Source organism: Acinetobacter sp. ANC 4654 (assembly GCF_002135425.1).
Classification (GTDB): Bacteria; Pseudomonadota; Gammaproteobacteria; order Pseudomonadales; family Moraxellaceae; genus Acinetobacter; species Acinetobacter kyonggiensis.
In genome coordinates, this window is sequence record NZ_NEGL01000002.1 from 293191 (window position 1) to 307244 (window position 14054).

Annotated in this window: 19 protein-coding genes; 14 read left to right on the plus strand and 5 right to left on the minus strand. The window is 38.0% G+C overall.

Going from position 1 to position 14054, the window contains the following annotated elements:
- Positions 1-25: 25 nt before the first annotated feature.
- Positions 26-844, minus strand: coding sequence for a lysophospholipid acyltransferase family protein (locus B9T24_RS05290; protein WP_086164928.1), 819 nt, complete (start codon positions 842-844; stop codon positions 26-28).
- Between the two features lie 360 nt (positions 845-1204).
- On the opposite strand from B9T24_RS05290, the gene hflX reads away from it, so the two are divergent.
- The 6 genes from hflX (at position 1205) to B9T24_RS05320 (ending at position 5308) form a co-directional block, all read left to right on the plus strand.
- On the plus strand, positions 1205-2557 hold the full coding sequence (gene hflX / locus B9T24_RS05295) for a ribosome rescue GTPase HflX (protein WP_416224349.1): 1353 nt from the start codon (positions 1205-1207) through the stop codon (positions 2555-2557).
- A 43-nt stretch (positions 2558-2600) separates the two neighbouring features.
- Positions 2601-2972: a hypothetical protein gene (locus B9T24_RS05300; RefSeq protein ID WP_086164822.1), complete on the plus strand. Its 372-nt coding sequence runs from the start codon at positions 2601-2603 to the stop codon at positions 2970-2972.
- Positions 2973-2981: 9 nt separating this feature from the next.
- Entirely contained in the window at positions 2982-3656 is a 675-nt protein-coding gene (locus tag B9T24_RS05305) for an LrgB family protein (RefSeq protein ID WP_086164823.1), read from the plus strand.
- 89 nt (positions 3657-3745) lie between these two features.
- Complete coding sequence (locus tag B9T24_RS05310) at positions 3746-4192, plus strand: DUF2147 domain-containing protein (RefSeq protein ID WP_086164824.1); 447 nt, start codon at positions 3746-3748, stop codon at positions 4190-4192.
- Between the two features lie 162 nt (positions 4193-4354).
- Positions 4355-4801, plus strand: a complete 447-nt coding sequence (locus tag B9T24_RS05315) for a DUF2147 domain-containing protein (protein ID WP_086164825.1) — start codon at positions 4355-4357, stop codon at positions 4799-4801.
- 54 nt (positions 4802-4855) lie between these two features.
- Positions 4856-5308 carry a DUF2147 domain-containing protein gene (locus tag B9T24_RS05320; RefSeq protein ID WP_086164826.1) on the plus strand — a complete coding sequence of 151 codons (453 nt, stop codon included), beginning with the start codon at positions 4856-4858 and terminating at the stop codon, positions 5306-5308.
- Positions 5309-5385: 77 nt separating this feature from the next.
- Here B9T24_RS05320 and B9T24_RS05325 read toward each other — a convergent pair whose 3' ends face one another.
- From B9T24_RS05325 to B9T24_RS05340, 4 genes are all read right to left on the minus strand, one after another.
- Positions 5386-6219 carry a symmetrical bis(5'-nucleosyl)-tetraphosphatase gene (locus B9T24_RS05325; RefSeq protein ID WP_171264860.1) on the minus strand — a complete coding sequence of 278 codons (834 nt, stop codon included), beginning with the start codon at positions 6217-6219 and terminating at the stop codon, positions 5386-5388.
- A 15-nt stretch (positions 6220-6234) separates the two neighbouring features.
- Positions 6235-7047 carry a 16S rRNA (adenine(1518)-N(6)/adenine(1519)-N(6))-dimethyltransferase RsmA gene (gene rsmA / locus B9T24_RS05330; RefSeq protein ID WP_086164828.1) on the minus strand — a complete coding sequence of 271 codons (813 nt, stop codon included), beginning with the start codon at positions 7045-7047 and terminating at the stop codon, positions 6235-6237.
- Positions 7048-7084: 37 nt separating this feature from the next.
- On the minus strand, positions 7085-8053 hold the full coding sequence (gene pdxA, locus B9T24_RS05335; protein ID WP_086164829.1) for a 4-hydroxythreonine-4-phosphate dehydrogenase PdxA: 969 nt from the start codon (positions 8051-8053) through the stop codon (positions 7085-7087).
- A 294-nt stretch (positions 8054-8347) separates the two neighbouring features.
- A complete protein-coding gene (locus B9T24_RS05340) occupies positions 8348-8557 on the minus strand; it encodes a hypothetical protein (RefSeq protein ID WP_086164830.1) in 210 nt (69 codons plus the stop codon).
- Positions 8558-8770: 213 nt separating this feature from the next.
- Between B9T24_RS05340 and rplM the strand changes: the two genes are divergently transcribed.
- From rplM to B9T24_RS05380, 8 genes are all read left to right on the plus strand, one after another.
- A complete protein-coding gene (gene rplM / locus B9T24_RS05345) occupies positions 8771-9199 on the plus strand; it encodes a 50S ribosomal protein L13 (protein WP_004647928.1) in 429 nt (142 codons plus the stop codon).
- A 13-nt stretch (positions 9200-9212) separates the two neighbouring features.
- Positions 9213-9599, plus strand: a complete 387-nt coding sequence (rpsI, locus tag B9T24_RS05350; RefSeq protein ID WP_004647927.1) for a 30S ribosomal protein S9 — start codon at positions 9213-9215, stop codon at positions 9597-9599.
- A 287-nt stretch (positions 9600-9886) separates the two neighbouring features.
- The gene (locus tag B9T24_RS05355; protein ID WP_086164831.1) at positions 9887-10540 is read left to right on the plus strand and encodes a glutathione S-transferase N-terminal domain-containing protein; all 654 of its coding nucleotides are present in this window, start codon (positions 9887-9889) and stop codon (positions 10538-10540) included.
- 11 nt (positions 10541-10551) lie between these two features.
- A complete protein-coding gene (locus B9T24_RS05360; RefSeq protein WP_086164832.1) occupies positions 10552-10983 on the plus strand; it encodes a ClpXP protease specificity-enhancing factor in 432 nt (143 codons plus the stop codon).
- Between the two features lie 19 nt (positions 10984-11002).
- The gene (locus tag B9T24_RS05365; protein ID WP_086164833.1) at positions 11003-11665 is read left to right on the plus strand and encodes a hypothetical protein; all 663 of its coding nucleotides are present in this window, start codon (positions 11003-11005) and stop codon (positions 11663-11665) included.
- 417 nt (positions 11666-12082) lie between these two features.
- Positions 12083-12442 (plus strand): roadblock/LC7 domain-containing protein, encoded by a 360-nt coding sequence (locus B9T24_RS05370; RefSeq protein WP_074946016.1) that lies wholly within the window; start codon positions 12083-12085, stop codon positions 12440-12442.
- Positions 12443-12526: 84 nt separating this feature from the next.
- Positions 12527-13498 carry a hypothetical protein gene (locus tag B9T24_RS05375; protein ID WP_086164834.1) on the plus strand — a complete coding sequence of 324 codons (972 nt, stop codon included), beginning with the start codon at positions 12527-12529 and terminating at the stop codon, positions 13496-13498.
- Positions 13499-13508: 10 nt separating this feature from the next.
- The gene (locus B9T24_RS05380) at positions 13509-14051 is read left to right on the plus strand and encodes a GTP-binding protein (RefSeq protein WP_086164835.1); all 543 of its coding nucleotides are present in this window, start codon (positions 13509-13511) and stop codon (positions 14049-14051) included.
- Positions 14052-14054: the final 3 nt, after the last annotated feature.

Genomic DNA, 14054 nt, shown 5'->3' on the forward strand with positions numbered 1-14054 from the left:
CACTGTTTTCCTTAGCCGTTCATCTTTAGTCATTTACGCTGTCGGTTTGCAGAACTCGGTGCTGCAACTGCGCTAAACCTTCGACCATTTTAGTTTGGACTTCTTGAGTTAAAGTCTCAACGGTATGCCCCTCAACCGAAATTGCTGGCAATGTCATTAAATGAGCGGTCACTTTAGGCATTTCCAAGACATTTTTGACATGGTCGACAAAACTCAAGTGACCGACAAACGGCGCGACCATATCCAGTTGTCCATGTTGATTCACATAACAAATTAAGCAAATTTGTATCGGACGATTGGCCTCAATCGCTGCACCTAAAATACGCCCATAGATTTTTTTTATTTTTGAACCATCGGAAGTGGTTGCTTCAGGAAAGAATAGCACTGGAATATCTTGCTTTAAGAAGGTGGTAATTTGTTCACGAATTTTAACTGAATCACCAGAACCCCGTTTAATAAACAGTGTTCCGCCCCCTTTAGCCAATTTTCCAAATAATGGCCATTTTTCAATTTCAGCTTTTGCCAAAAAGAACACCCGAGCGCCTGAGCCTAAAACAGCAACATCTAACCAAGAAACATGATTACTGACCCATAACGCAGGTTGTCTTGGAATCTGCCCATGAATTTGAACTTCAATATTAAACACTTTGCTTAACTGGCGGCAAAAGTGTTGCACATAGCGCGTATTATTTGGGTTGTTCGGATCTTTATATAAACGATGACGAAAAACCAAATAAAACCCTTGTATAATCGCCCCTAGACCAGCCAACAATTTTTTACTATATAACAAAAACTTAGACATGCTATTTAACGACGAACTTTCAGTTACAGAGGATTGAGTCATAGATTGATCACTAATTACCAGATACAGCATTAATCGTTCATGTACTGTCATTCTATACTGTTCATTTTCATCTTGCATTGATCATAAAAACCACCAAATACTTTTTTGCTGCATGATGAAAATGACTAAGTCTACGCTTTAAGCTAAAACACCCATTCTAACCATAGCGATATCGCCAGAATAAACATCTTCAAGCCTTAAAATGATTAATACTGTCAGCCAGTTAAAAACCAATTAAGGCTAATCATACTGACAAATTATGGCCTTATTTTTGTTCACTCAACGTTTTGTTACGATGCATGCTGAACTTTTCGCTATTTTTTACTATCAGCAGTAATTTTCCACTAAAATAAAGTTTTCATGTCGTTGAGATTGCATTTAGTGGAATATATTGAACAACATCAAGATAGCAACCGCGCCATATTAGTCAGTGTATCCGTACAACTGTTAGATGACCTTGATGTTGAAGAATTTCGCTTATTAGCTAAGTCTGCTGGTGCTGAAATTCTAGAACACATTACCGCTCAACGCATTAAACCAGATCCTAAACTGTTTATCGGCTCAGGAAAGGCTGAAGAAATCGCTGAATTAGCAAAAGCTTTAGAAGCAGATTTGGTAATTTTTGATCATACCCTCAGCCCCTCGCAAGAACGTAATTTAGAAAGAGTGATGCAATGTCGTGTCATCGACCGTACTCGCCTCATTTTAGATATCTTTGCACAACGTGCACGTACCCATGAAGGTAAACTGCAAGTTGAATTGGCACAATTAGACTATCTGTCTTCTCGACTGGTTGGTAGTGGCATTAGTTTAGACAGCCAAAAAGGCGGTATTGGTTTACGTGGACCGGGTGAAACGCAATTAGAAACAGACCGTCGCTTACTACGTTTACGCATTGGACAGCTAAAAGATAAGCTGGAAAAAGTTCGCCAAACCCGTATCCAAGGTCGTGCTGCACGGCAAAAAGCCGCTATTCCCACGGTCTCTTTGGTAGGCTATACCAATGCGGGTAAATCTACATTATTCAATATACTCGCCCGCTCTGATGTTTATGCAGCAGATCAATTGTTTGCAACACTTGACCCCACGCTGCGCCGTTTAAATTGGGATGGGATTGGTGCTTTAGTCCTTGCGGATACTGTGGGTTTCGTTCGTAACCTTGCACATGCTTTGGTGGAATCCTTTAAAGCCACACTTGAGGAAACTTTAGAGGCGACTTTACTGCTCCATGTCATTGACTCCAGTAGTCCCGATATGATGGAGCAAATTGAAGCAGTTGAGAAAGTTTTAAAAGAAATCGGGGTGGATGTTCCTGTACTGCGTGTTTATAACAAAATAGATGTTAGTGGTGAAGATGCCAAAATTGTCTACGCTAAGCCGCATGTCCCTGACCGTGTCTATGTCTCGGCACATTCTAAACAAGGCTTAAACCTATTACGCCAAGCCGTTCAAGAATGCTTGATGGGACAACTGCAAAGTTTCGAGCTGGTGTTAAAACCAGAATATGGAAAATTGCGCACTCAACTGTATGCTTTAAATGTCATTCAAACTGAAAATTATGATGATCAAGGCAACCTGCATTTACATGTCATTATTGCACCACAAAAGCTGGAACAATTGATTAAGCAAGCCCATCTACCGATTGATGAAATTCTAGGTCATAAAGCGACCCAGTTTAAAAGAGCACTTGAGGAATTTGAAATTAAAAGATAAATCGGTTAAAACGTGATAAGTATAATTTTAAAGTTTGGTAAACATGGACTGGATAAAAACAATCGACTGGCCTGCATGGATCGGTACACTGGCATTAATCATCTGCTTTCGTGAGGGAGCAGTCTGGTTAATGACACAATTTAATCATCCTGAATTAGGCAATTTAGTCGGTTTAATTGCTTTATTAATGACATTACTGGTTTGGAGAAATGTGCATAAATTACCAGCCCGTTTAGTCGATACCAACAATAAAATTATGAAAGAAAGTGCTTTTGCCTTTTTACCCATTAGTGCAGGTTCACTGATTATGTTGGTACAAATGGGCAAAGAGATTCCGCTTTTTCTCATCGTCATGTTCATCAGTACCCTTATTCCATTATGGGTGTATGCAAAAATGGCTAAACGCTGGTTATAGGGAAATCATATGTTCGCAGTACTTTCTGGTTTTATCATCACGCTCATGGCTTATCTGATTGCTAAACCTATTAATAAAAAACTTCCACAAGTTCCAATCATCGTAATTGGGATGTTCTTCATTATTGGGCTGTTGTTTGTATTTGGTATGCCTTATCAATCCTATATGACCCAAGTTAATCCGCTTTTTAATCATTTGCTCGGTTACGTCACGGTTGCCTTAGCCATTCCGCTAGCAGCAATGCGTTATGACGACTTACCGCTCAAAGCAATTGTGGGTATTTTGGTCTTTGCCAGTATTAGTGCAGTTGTATTACCTATGGGACTTGCTTATTTATTGCATATGTCAGATGCCAGTATTATGGCATTTGCAACACGTGCTGTGACCACGCCCATTGCAATTAATATTGCTACGCTACTGCATGCCCCACTCAGCCTAGTGATTCTGATTGTGATTTTATCTGGCGTGATTGGTGCTGCATTTTCTCCATTTATCTTACGTCACATTCATGATGAAAGAGCATCTGGTTTAGCATTAGGTTTAGCCGCACATGCCATTGGTACTGCACAAGCATGGCAAAGAGGCAGCGTGGCTGGACGCTATGCTGCTTTTGGAATGGCTGTAAATGCCGTATTTACAGCAATTTGGTTGCCAACTTTTATACTTTATTTACAAAAAATGTGATTGAAAAATCATAAACTAATGATTGTTTAGTATAAAAAATAACCTTAGAATAAAAATGAGTCAAAACATTATCAAAAAGGAATTTGTTGATGAAAAGCATTAAAATTGTAATGGCGTTGGTTTTTTCTTCACTTAGTAGTCTTGCATTTGCAGAAGACATTACGGGGACATGGAAGAATATTGATGATAAAACAGGCTCATCAAAAGCAGTTCTTGAAATTCGTCAAGAAACAAATGGTACATATACAGCAAAAGTTATAAAAATAACGCCACGTCCAGGCTACACCCCAAAAGAAATCTGTGTCAAATGTCCCGCACCTTATACCAATAAACCCATTCTGGGGATGGATGTGTTAACTGGTTTAAAATATGCTGAGGGACTCAATTTCAGTGGTGGTAAAATTATCGACCCACTATCTGGCAATATTTACAGCATGAAAGCAAAATTGAGTGCTAATGGAAAACGGCTAAATTTACGTGGTTATGTCGGTATTTCAGCTTTGGGACGTAGTCAGACGTGGATCAAAAATGATTAATTTTGACAAAAAGCCACACTATGTGGCTTTTTTATTCACAGTTATTTAAATCATTCACATTATTGTTCTTTTTTATGACGCAATATATTGACTAATTCCCAGACAATCATAAGATGTGCTTAATGGATACAAAAATTACTCTCCATAAGCAAAGGAATTGATATGAAAAAGAATATTTTGCTTGTTACTTTTGCCAGTTTATTTTTCAGTGGAAATGTATTGGCACAAGATCTATCAGGGATATGGCAACAAATTGATGATAAAACAGGCTCTCCAAAAGCGATTATTGAAATTTATAAAAGTCTAAATAATACCTTTACAGGAAAAGTTGTTAAAATCACCCCTCGCCTAGGCTATACCCCTCGGGAAAAATGTGTCAATTGTCCTGCTCCTTATACAGATCAGCCCATTTTAGGTTTAGAAGTCTTCAAAAATTTAAAATTTGAAGGAGAAAACCTGTACGCTGGCGGTCAAATCCTTGATCCACTTTCTGGTAAGATTTACAATCTGAAAGGAAAACAATCAACTAATGGTAAACGCCTGCTTTTAAGGGGCTATATCGGCATTTCTGCTATTGGCCGCACGCAAACTTGGATTCGCCAAGAATAGGCTTTTGCGCCAATTGAAGTTTTAAAGTGGCGATGGAATCGCATAGGAATATTTATGAAGCTAAATTTGAAATTGGGACTTCTGCTGCTTGGTGCTGCAATAAGCGGATCTGCATTGGCGCAGGATTTAAGCGGTACGTGGCAACAAATTGATGATAAAACAGGCTCTCCAAAAGCAGTGATTCAAATCAATAAAGAAAGCAACGGCACCTATACGGGCCAAATTGTGAAAATCACGCCTCGTCCGGGTTATACACCAAGAGAAATATGTAATAAATGCCCAGCACCATACACCAACAAACCTATTTTAGGCATGGAGCTTCTCAAAGGTTTGAAACATGTGGAAGGCACCAACAACTATGAACATGGCCGCGTGATTGATCCACTTGCGGGAAAACTCTATGATGCAAAAATGAAATTGAGTGCATCAGGCAAACGCTTAACCCTCAGAGCCTATATGGGTGTTTCAGCACTAGGTCGTAATCAGACTTGGATTCGAATAGACTAAACTAAACTGCTCGAACCATCAAAAAAGCCGCAAAATTGCGGCTTTTTTTATTTCAACAAAATACTTAAAACTAAAAATCACAGCACTGGATTATCGACTTTAAAAAATTCCTTATCTTCTAGGCGATAAGCGATTAGTTGATTGCCCCATACACAACCACCATCAACATTCTGAATTTGTGGATTAATGGTTTTACCCTGTAATGCCGCCCAATGACCAAAAATAATCTGATGCGTTTTGGCAGCTTGTGATTCAAATTCAAACCAAGGCTGAAAACCAACAGGCATCGGATCATCAAGCGAATCTTTAAAACTAAATTCCATTTTCCCTTGCGCATTGGTTAAACGCATACGGGTTAAATAGTTGGTAATACAACGAAGGCGTGCATTATCCTGAAGATCATCTGACCATATATCAGGCTGTTTACCATACATCTCGGCTAAGAAGGTATCCACCAAATCAAAATTATCATGACTAATCATGGCTTCAACTTCTTTAGCAAAAGCAAAAGTTTGCTCTGCCGACCAAATACATGGAATACCCGCATGTGTCAAAATAGTTTGATCATTCGGAAAAAGACATAATGGCTGTTTACGTAACCAATCAATCAGATCATCACTGTCAATTGCATCAATCACATCACGTGTATTGTCTTTATCCTTTAGCTCTTTTAAACCACGTGCACAGGCTAAAAGTGTTAAGTCATGATTACCCAATACTGTTGCAGCAACACCCCGATCAACCAATTTTTTAACAAAACGGAGTACACCAATTGAATTTTCACCGCGGGCAACCAAATCGCCTGCAAACCAAATAAAATCCAGATCGGGATCAAACTTAATTTCTTTTAGCAATGCTTTCAAGGCTTCGAAACAACCCTGAACATCACCAATCACATAATTGTATCTAATCTCAGAGCGAACCACTTAATCCACCATTTGGTCTGACAAAGCCACAAATTGAGCCATTGTTAAGGTTTCTGGACGCGCCATTGGATCAATCCCAACATTCTCAAAACCATTTTCTACCAACATTCCTTTCAAACTATTACGCAAAGTTTTACGACGCTGCGTAAAGACATGTGAAACCAAACGTGCCAAAGCTTTTTCATTTTTTGCCACAATCGGTTTGACTGCATATGGTTCTAAACGGAAAACAGCCGAAGTGACTTTCGGCGGTGGATTAAAAGACCCAGGTGGTACTTCAAACAAAAATGTCGGTTTACAATAATACTGAATCATGACCGACAAACGACCATATTCTTTGGTATTTGGAGCGGCAGTAATACGATCAACGACTTCTTTTTGCAACATAAAGTGCATATCTTTAACTTTGTCACCAAATTGTAAAAGATGAAAAAGTAATGGCGTTGAAATGTTATACGGCAAGTTCCCGACTACACGTAATGGGCGATCTTCTTGAAATAATGCGGTATAGTCATATTTCAAAGCATCTGCTTCAATAATGGTTAAACGCTCAGGATGTGGCACACGACCTGATAAGCCAGCTGCCAAGTCACGATCCAGCTCAATCACCGTTAAAGCATCACACTCACCAATCAAAGGTGAAGTTAATGCTGCAAGACCGGGACCAATTTCAACAATATTTTCACCTGCACGCGGGTTGACCGATCGCACAATTTTGGCAATCACACGTTGATCATGTAAAAAGTTTTGACCAAATCGTTTTCGAGCCTGATGCCCTTCTTCTTTTGGGTTTAGGGCATTAATCTGATACATAAAAACAGTTCCAACGTGAAGGTTATTCACCAAAAAATCAGTGACGGGCTAAATCAAGGGCTAAATCGACAGCAACGTGCAAACTTGAACTTTTTGCCAGTCCAGTACCTGCAAGGGAGAGCGCTGTACCATGATCTACAGAAGTACGAATAAACGGTAAGCCTAAAGTAATATTAATGGCTTCACCAAATCCCTGAGATTTTAACACAGGTAAGCCTTGATCGTGATACATCGCCAAAACTGCATCTGCACCTTTTAAATGTTCAGGAGTAAATAAGGTATCGGCAGGAAGGCTTAAACTCATATCAATGCCTTGTGCACGATAGGTTTCAAGCACTGGATTAATCACTTCAATTTCTTCACGACCTAAATAACCGTCTTCACCTGCATGTGGATTTAAGCCACAGACCAAAATATGCGGCTGATCTATCTTAAATTTGGTTTTTAAATCATAAATTAAAATATCAATCACTTGATGCAGACGCTCTGCGGTAATGGCATCTGGTACATCGCGTAATGCAAGATGCGTGGTCGCCAATGCAACCCGTAAAGTCTTGGTTGCCAACATCATCACCACACGTTCAACAGCCGCAAACTCTTGATAATATTCGGTGTGCCCACTGAAATGAATGCCTGCGTCATTGATAATTGATTTTTGTACGGGTGCCGTTGCAACGCCGACACTTTTACCCTGCATGGCATAATCGGCTGAACGACGTAATTGTTCGAGTACATAAGCTGAATTTTGAGAATTTAATTTTCCTAAAACTACCTCTGTATTTAATGCAACATGCTCCACATAAAGTTGCCCCTGTGCAGATGTATCAGATTGTCCTTGATACTCAATCAATTCTACATGCTGATTTAAAATTTCAGCCCGCTGCTTCAGCATATGAATATCTGCCAAAACCACAATTGGACGCTCATCAACCCGATCTGCCAAACTTAGGCAAATATCAGGACCGATACCAGCAGGCTCGCCGCTGGTGACATATAGAGGAAGCATGGCTGACCTTATGCAGATTTATTTCAGTACCGCTATTTTACTGAATCTAGAAAATAAATGCCGTTGCTTTTTATGTTTTTAGCTAGGATGATGGTGGAACAATAGCACCAGATAAATAAGCAATAAATAATACAATATAAATGAAAATAGCGATAACAGAAGCAATGCCACATGCTTTAAGAAGCCAATGCAGCATGAGCGGAAAAGAGCGATATAGCAGATATACAAGGCTTAAGGTCCTCATCAGAAAGAGACTGTAAGCAATCGGTACTCATAAAATAACTGTACAATCTGCTAAAGTAAAATAGGCAATAAAGCCAAGCCCCACGTAATAGCAACCATTACAGCCAATAAGACAAAGATAATCCACACCCCTGCATTAGTTTGAATTATAAGATAATACAAAGGGATACATAATGTCGGCAAAATATGCGCAAATAAAATTAGCCCAATAAATTGAACTTTAGTACTCCCAACTGTCGTTTTTATTTTGGCTTTCAGCATTTTTATTTCAAATCAAATCATTGATATTCATTAAAATAAACAAATAGCACAATATCTTAAAAGTCACTAGTCAAATATTGAGCAATAGCCTATAATACAGCGCTTGAAATTCTATATTTTCATTGTGATTCACCTGTCTTTCAGGTAGAATTCGGTCTCCTTTTGTTTGGACAGATTCCATAGTCCAAACCAACTATAATAGGTAGTGGTTTAATGAAAACTCTCAGCGCTAAGCCTGCTGAAGTTCAACATGACTGGTATGTTGTTGATGCTTCTGGCAAAACTTTAGGTCGCCTTGCGACTGAAATCGCTCGTCGTTTACGCGGTAAGCATAAAACGTCTTATACTCCGCACGTTGACACTGGCGATTACATCGTTGTTATCAATGCTGAAGAAATTACTGTAACAGGTAAAAAAGCTCAGGATAAGAAATACTATCGCCATACTGGTTTCCCTGGTGGTATCCGTGAGACTAACTTCGAGAAGTTAATTGCTCACAAACCTGAAACAGTTTTAGAAAAAGCTGTAAAAGGTATGTTACCAAAAGGTCCTCTTGGTTATGCAATGATCAAAAAAATGAAAGTGTACGCTGGTTCTGAGCATCCTCATACTGCTCAACAGCCACAAGTTTTGGACATCTAAGGGATAACAGCACATGGCTACTAATTATGGTACAGGTCGCCGTAAGACCGCAACTGCACGTGTTTTCCTATCAGCTGGTACTGGTAAACTCGTAATCAACAACCGTACACTTGAGCAATATTTCGGTCGTGAAACTGCTCGTATGGTTGTTCGTCAGCCTTTAGAACTTCTTGAAGTTACTGAAAAGTTTGACCTTTACATCACTGTTGCTGGTGGTGGTATTGGTGGTCAAGCTGGCGCTATCCGTCACGGTATTACTCGTGCGTTGATCGCTTCTGACGAAACATTAAAACCTGCTCTTCGTCAAGCTGGTTTCGTTACTCGTGATGCTCGTGAAGTTGAACGTAAGAAACTTGGTTTACGTAAAGCACGTAAACGTCCTCAGTTCTCTAAACGTTAATTCGTTTACCGAATCGGACAAAAAGCCTTGGTTTATCCAAGGCTTTTTTATGTCTTAATTTTTGTACATAGTCTAAATATTTTAAATTTTCATGTTCAACTCATTAGTTGAAAAAACAATACCGCAATTACCACCACCACCCTAAAAAACCCATGCTCAATAAAATCAAAGACAACCGCATAAATTATTGCTTCACCACATCTGATTAAAATTTCTATCATTTGTTCTCGTGATTTTCATGCTGAATTTTAGTATCCTATTCTATTCACTTTGCTTTGTTTGGGATTATGTCCGTCGAAACCGCACCTCTTCAAGGAATTACACTGTATAGCCATGCAGATGACTTTCGTTCACATTGGATTCGTTATGTCCTTGCCGAGAAGCAAATTAAATATCATCTTATTATGGTGGATGAAGACGACGAAGATCTCGCGAGCTTAAATCCATACAATCAATTGCCAATGCTGATTGAAAACGAACTCAAACTATTCAATACGGGAATTATTTCTGAATATTTAGATGATCGTTACCGTCAAAATAAACTCTATGCAGATGCTCCTGCACCTCGTTCAGAACAACGTCAATATATTTGGCGCTTCGAGCAAGACTGGTTAAAACTTGCCGATATTATGTTGCGTCATCCTGATAGCTTGAATGAAAAAGAAAAAGCCAAAGCCCAAAAACAACTGCGCGATATACTGATTTCCTTAACCCCGCTATTTCAGCATTTCCCCTATTTCATGTCGGAAAATTTCACCATTCTAGATTGTATGTTAGCCCCTATCTTTCTACGGTTAAATTCAATGGGGATTGAACTGCCAAAACAACATTGCCGACCCATTTTATTATATTGCCAACGTATATTTAGCCGTCCTGCTTTCACCAAGTCCATGACCATGCAGGAAAAAAACAAATATCGTGATATTTTAATTAATCAATAGAGTATTTTTCAATGTCTGAACCAGAATTAAACCTCACTCCTACACGCCCTTATCTTGCTCGTGCAATTTATGAATGGATTTGTGACAATAACCTCACTCCTCACTTATTGGTCGATGCCACCCAGCCAAATACCATGGTTCCAGAACAATTTATTCAAGATGGGCAAATTGTTCTCAATCTAGCACCTCATGCCGTACACCAATTAAATATGAGCAATCATACCATCACCTTCTCTGCTCGCTTTGGTGGCGTTTCTCGTGATATTTACATCCCCTTAAATGCCGTAATTGGGATTTATGCACGTGAAAATGGTCAAGGCTTATTCTTTGACCCAAATGAATATGAAGATACCCAAATCCCTGAAGATACTTTAAAATCAACTACACAGGCAGAAGAAACCAAACAACCTAAGAAAAAACCGAGCCTACGGTTATTAGACTAAAATAATATGGAGTAAGTTGATGGCTTTTGATTTAGTACAATATTTTGCTGAGCAGATTTATACTCAGAAGCCTCAGCTTCTCGAAAAATACAGCAAAGAAGAACGAAAAGAGTATTTATTAGAAATTAATGCGCTGGTATTAGGTAAGTTAATTACACTCTGGCGTACTGATGACAAAAAAGTTTATCAAGAAATAGCGTCACCCGATGAACTCTTTATCCAAGAGGTGGCACGTCATCTCACCACTTCTTCAAACAATCAATCCATATTACCTAAAAAGGAATTAGAGCAAACCGTCACTGAGATATTAAAATTACAATTGGCTGAACTTAAACAACTCAATGATATTGGCAATCTCAAAATTCACGGATTACATGAACTGCTTATCGGACAAATTGAGCATCTTTCAGGTCAAGCCGCTGACTGGGTTTGGCTAACAAATGGTCTGTCAGAACTAAAAGGCTCTAAACCGATCATGCAAGAAGAGATATCATTAGACTCAACAATGAAGGAGTTTAATCAAATGGTCAGTCAACCACAAATCCATGCAAATGAAGATCTACACAATCACTCAGAAACTTTAACAGTAACTATTCCAATGTGGTCGAAAATTTTTGAACCTATAGTCGCACTCATTATTCTTTGGGTTTTATATTGTGCAGCAACTCAAATCTTTGTTTAATCACGAAAAAAGATAACCTATCTTTAGGTTATCTTTTCAATGACCTAACATTCAAAATTACTCTCTTTGAAACTCCCGCCACGTACTAATATGTAACTTTGCGTTAAATCATGTAACTTTATAAGTTTTTCACTAATTTTTACATTTTTTTACATTATCAAATAATTCCAAATATTACAGTAAAACAACACAACGAACATGCACTTATTTAGAAAAAATGTGAACCAATATACATTTAAACTGACTAAAATGATCAACTTTTTAGCTCTACTTTCGATAACATTGGGTTAGAAAATTAATTACATTGATAAAATTAATCGCACTTCTATAATGAAATTAACTTGTTAACCAACAGTTCAAGCAAGCCAAAAACATAATCAAATAATTCTTTATAACAATCAGAGAGAGAAAATAAATATGGCTAAAATATCACTTGATTCATTAACAAATATCGATGGCTTCCATGCGGCTGCATTAGTTGACGGTGAAAGTGGCTTAGCACTTGCAACACAAGGTGGAGGTGACATTGATCTAGAACTAGCTGCTGCTGGTAATACAGAAGTCGTTCGTTCTAAACGACGTGTGGCAAAAGCCTTAAATTTGAATGATGCAATTGAAGACATCTTGATTACTCTAGGCAAGCAATACCATATCATTCGTCCACTTGAAAAAAATGAGAATGTTTTTCTTTATCTTGTGCTTGACCGTTCTAAAGCAAATTTAGCCATGGCACGTCATGAATTAAAAGGCTATGAAAAAGGACTAAATTTTTCTTAAGCCTGATAAAAGCCTTGTATATTTAGATCTACAAGGCTTTTTAGTTCTTAAATTCCCCTAAACCTAATTAAACAGGGTGAGCATATGAATAAGCAAAATCTCAATATTGCGATTGCTGGATTAAGTCTCAATCATTCTGAAGAATTAAAAATTCAGCTCCGTAGCTTAATCCCACAAAACTATATGCTCCAATGGGTTACTGCTACAGATCCCAATATTGATTGCCTATGTATTGATGAAAGCTTTTACAAAACAGAAAACATACAGCAAATCATCAATAAAAAATGCTTTCCTTGGTTAAAAACATCAATACCATCATCAACCCAAGTACAGCTTGAAAATAACATCTTATTTTTACCTGTAACTGAACAAGAAAATTTATTTGAATGGATCAATCGCTCTTTGATTAGTACTCCCCATAAAGAAACGCTATCTGATGAACTTCTGATTACAAATGAAATGGAAACTGAAACTTTAGATAAAAAGTTTTTTCTTAATTTATATGACGTCCAACATAACTCAAAATTACATTTACACGATGATGCTGGAACCTTAGCTGTCATAAACCCCGCTCAAAACACGGCTTGGCTAAATACGCAAAGGACGATCAAAAGTACAAACCATAGTTTTCATTATAATTTAGCCAATACAACGGATCTAACCAAAGTTTCACGCAAAGATAAGTTTATATTACAGGATTGGCTATGGAATCTATTTTGGAACTCACCTGAAGTTATTGACAATTTAGCTCCTGAAGATGGTCATTATAAAATCCATACATGGCCAAAACCATCGGATCAATCTAATCGGAAAATTATTTTTCAATTATCCGCCTGCTTTATACAAGGCGGGAAAATTTCAAAAATAGCAGAACAACTTAATTTGTCTCAAAATACTGTACGGCACTTTATCGCAACCAATATTGCAGCAAATAATATTGAAAAAATAAATATCTGGGACAAGCATTACGCCCCACCACCGCAGGAAATCAAACAAGAAGAGCAAAATACGATACAAAGCTTTTTCGGTAAATTACGCAGAAAATTTGGCTTTTAAGGAATAAGTTATGATTCTACAACAATACAAAATAGTTTTTGCAGGCTCAATGGGAGCTGGTAAAACGGAAGCCATTCGCTCACTCTCAGATGTGCCTGTTTTACTGACTGAAGCATTTAATACCGATCAGCAAAGCCACAACAAAATGGAAACCACAGTCGGCATAGATTATGGTGAAGTAACCCTTGAGGATGGTATTAAAATCGGTTTATACGGTACTCCAGGGCAAAGTCGTTTTGATTTTATTTGGTCTGTCATATGTAAAGGTGCCATTGGTGCCATTATTTTAATCGATCATACCGTTGAAAACCCAATTGAAGAACTCGAAAACTACCTCGATACATTTCAAAATCATACTGACAATATTGCAATTGGTATTACACATACAGATGTAGACAATACAAAATCAACTTTAATTTACAAAGATTGGCTGATTAGTCAGGATCTATATTCCCCTCTATTTTTTATTGATGCTCGAAAAAAAGAAGATGCACTGCTTTTACTTGAAGCATTAATCACCTCTGTAGAAGTTAATCATCAAATAACTGCATAAAGG

Coding starts and splice junctions, on each gene's coding strand:
- B9T24_RS05290 (WP_086164928.1), bottom strand. CDS start 844: ATGACTCAATCCTCTGTAACTGAAAGTTCGTCGTTAAATAGCATGTCT.
- hflX (WP_416224349.1), top strand. CDS start 1,205: ATGTCGTTGAGATTGCATTTAGTGGAATATATTGAACAACATCAAGAT.
- B9T24_RS05300 (WP_086164822.1), top strand. CDS start 2,601: ATGGACTGGATAAAAACAATCGACTGGCCTGCATGGATCGGTACACTG.
- B9T24_RS05305 (WP_086164823.1), top strand. CDS start 2,982: ATGTTCGCAGTACTTTCTGGTTTTATCATCACGCTCATGGCTTATCTG.
- B9T24_RS05310 (WP_086164824.1), top strand. CDS start 3,746: ATGAAAAGCATTAAAATTGTAATGGCGTTGGTTTTTTCTTCACTTAGT.
- B9T24_RS05315 (WP_086164825.1), top strand. CDS start 4,355: ATGAAAAAGAATATTTTGCTTGTTACTTTTGCCAGTTTATTTTTCAGT.
- B9T24_RS05320 (WP_086164826.1), top strand. CDS start 4,856: ATGAAGCTAAATTTGAAATTGGGACTTCTGCTGCTTGGTGCTGCAATA.
- rsmA (WP_086164828.1), bottom strand. CDS start 7,047: ATGTATCAGATTAATGCCCTAAACCCAAAAGAAGAAGGGCATCAGGCT.
- pdxA (WP_086164829.1), bottom strand. CDS start 8,053: ATGCTTCCTCTATATGTCACCAGCGGCGAGCCTGCTGGTATCGGTCCT.
- B9T24_RS05340 (WP_086164830.1), bottom strand. CDS start 8,557: ATGCTGAAAGCCAAAATAAAAACGACAGTTGGGAGTACTAAAGTTCAA.
- rplM (WP_004647928.1), top strand. CDS start 8,771: ATGAAAACTCTCAGCGCTAAGCCTGCTGAAGTTCAACATGACTGGTAT.
- rpsI (WP_004647927.1), top strand. CDS start 9,213: ATGGCTACTAATTATGGTACAGGTCGCCGTAAGACCGCAACTGCACGT.
- B9T24_RS05355 (WP_086164831.1), top strand. CDS start 9,887: ATGTCCGTCGAAACCGCACCTCTTCAAGGAATTACACTGTATAGCCAT.
- B9T24_RS05360 (WP_086164832.1), top strand. CDS start 10,552: ATGTCTGAACCAGAATTAAACCTCACTCCTACACGCCCTTATCTTGCT.
- B9T24_RS05365 (WP_086164833.1), top strand. CDS start 11,003: ATGGCTTTTGATTTAGTACAATATTTTGCTGAGCAGATTTATACTCAG.
- B9T24_RS05370 (WP_074946016.1), top strand. CDS start 12,083: ATGGCTAAAATATCACTTGATTCATTAACAAATATCGATGGCTTCCAT.
- B9T24_RS05375 (WP_086164834.1), top strand. CDS start 12,527: ATGAATAAGCAAAATCTCAATATTGCGATTGCTGGATTAAGTCTCAAT.
- B9T24_RS05380 (WP_086164835.1), top strand. CDS start 13,509: ATGATTCTACAACAATACAAAATAGTTTTTGCAGGCTCAATGGGAGCT.